Below are 2,053 nucleotides of genomic sequence, written 5' to 3' on the forward strand. Positions count from 1 at the left end.
GCTGGTGCGGGGCGTGGGTGCTGCGCGCGGGCCAAGTCCGCTCGACTGGGCTGGCGGTGCTGGTGGGGAGGTTGCGGAGGGAAGGAGCAAAGAAGGAAGGAAGGGCGTGGCGGAGCCGCGCTAGTTTGCCCCGGACTTGATCCGGGGTCAGACGAGTCAAAAAGGGGCGGCTGTTGGGCCGCCCCTTTTCGCTCGCTGGCCGAGCTTTGACGAGTCGGTGGGTAACGCTGTGCGTTACCCACGCGCCGTCATGCGCTGTAATACATATCAAACTCGACCGGCGCCGGGGTCATTTCCCAACGCAGCACCTCTTCCATCTTCAGCTCGATGTAGCTGTCGATCTGGTCGTCGGTGAAGACGCCGCCCTTGGTGAACACGGCCCGGCTCTTGTCGAGCGCGGCCAGGGCTTCGCGCAGCGAGGCGCAGACGGTCGGGACCTTCTTCAGCTCGCGCGGCGGCAGGTCATAGAGATTCTTGTCCATGGCAGGACCAGGGTGGATCTTGTTCTCGATGCCATCAAGGCCCGCCATCAAGAGCGCGGTATAGGCCAGATATGGGTTGGCCAGCGCATCGGGGAAGCGGACCTCGACGCGCTTGGACTTGGTGCCGGTGCCATAGGGGATGCGGCACGAGGCCGAACGGTTGCGGCTGGAGTAGGCCAGCAGCACCGGCGCCTCGAAGCCCGGCACCAGCCGCTTGTAGCTGTTGGTGCCCGGGTTGGTGAACGCGTTGCAGGCCTTGGCATGCTTGATGATGCCGCCGATGAAGTAGAGCGCGGTCTCGCTGAGGCCGGCATATTGATCACCAGCGAACAGCGGGGTCTTGCCGTTCCAGATCGACAGGTGGGTGTGCATGCCGCTGCCGTTGTCGTCCTTGATCGGCTTGGGCATGAAGGTCGCCGTCTTGCCATAGGCATGGGCAACCTGGTGCACGACGTACTTGTAGACCTGCATGCGGTCAGCGGTTTCGACCAGCGTGCCGAAGGTCAGGCCCAGTTCGTGCTGGGCGGATGCCACCTCGTGGTGGTGCTTGTCGCAGGGCAGGCCCATTTCCAGCATGGTCGAGACCATCTCGGCGCGCAGATCCACCGCCGAGTCGACCGGGGCGCAGGGGAAGTAGCCACCCTTGGCGCGCGGCCGGTGGGCCATGTTGCCCTGCTCATAGCTGCGGCCCGAGTTGGTCGGCAGCTCGATATCGTCGAGGTGGAAGAAGCCCTCGTTGTAGCCCAGGCCGAAGCGCACATCGTCGAACACGAAGAACTCGGCTTCCGGGCCGACATAGACGGTGTCGCCAATGCCGCTGGCCTTGAGGTACGCCTCACCGCGCTTGGCGGTGGAACGCGGATCGCGGCCATAGAGCTGGCCGGTCGACGGCTCGACGATGTCGCAGATCAGGATCATCATCGGCGTGGCCGAGAAGGGATCGATATAGGTCGCGTCCAGATCCGGCTTCAGGATCATGTCGCTCTCGTTGATCGCCTTCCAGCCGGCGATCGACGAGCCGTCGAACATGAAGCCATCGGTCAGCATGTCCTCATCGATCACGCCCGACACCATGGTCAGGTGCTGCCACTTCCCCTTGGGATCGGTGAAGCGCAGATCAACCCACTCGATCTCCTTTTCCTTGATGGTGGCAAGAATGTCTGCAGCCGTCGTCATTGGATCGTCCCTCTTGTTCCTCTGGGGTCTTCTTCTTGGGTGATCAGGAAAAAACTCAGATGGCGTCGCTGTCCCGCTCGCCCGTGCGGATCCGCACCGCCATCTCGATCGGCGACACGAAAATCTTGCCATCACCAATCCGGCCCGTGCGCGCCGCGTTCGTGATCGCCTCCACCACACGCTCGACCTGGTCGTCGTCAACAACCACCTCAAGCTTCACCTTGGGCAGAAAATCCACCACATATTCCGCACCGCGATACAGCTCCGTATGACCCTTCTGACGGCCAAAACCCTTCGCCTCCGTCACGGTAATCCCAGACACGCCAACCTCGTGAAGCGCCTCCTTCACCTCGTCCAGCTTGAACGGCTTGATCACGGCTTCGATCTTCTTCACG

Annotated in this window: 2 protein-coding genes; both read right to left on the bottom strand. The window is 62.6% G+C overall.

Translation table 11 applies throughout. The annotated features are described in order from the left end of the window. Positions 1-248: 248 nt before the first annotated feature. Positions 249-1,658, bottom strand: coding sequence for a type I glutamate--ammonia ligase (glnA, locus tag CHU93_RS00995; protein WP_086117585.1), 1,410 nt, complete (start codon positions 1,656-1,658; stop codon positions 249-251). 55 nt (positions 1,659-1,713) lie between these two features. Next, a complete protein-coding gene (locus tag CHU93_RS01000) occupies positions 1,714-2,052 on the bottom strand; it encodes a P-II family nitrogen regulator (protein WP_086117584.1) in 339 nt (112 codons plus the stop codon). Position 2,053: the final 1 nt, after the last annotated feature.

Origin of the sequence: Sandarakinorhabdus cyanobacteriorum, from assembly GCF_002251755.1 — a bacterium.
GTDB classification, from domain to species: Bacteria; Pseudomonadota; Alphaproteobacteria; order Sphingomonadales; family Sphingomonadaceae; genus Sandarakinorhabdus; species Sandarakinorhabdus cyanobacteriorum.

Coding starts and splice junctions, on each gene's coding strand:
- glnA (WP_086117585.1), bottom strand. CDS start 1,658: ATGACGACGGCTGCAGACATTCTTGCCACCATCAAGGAAAAGGAGATC.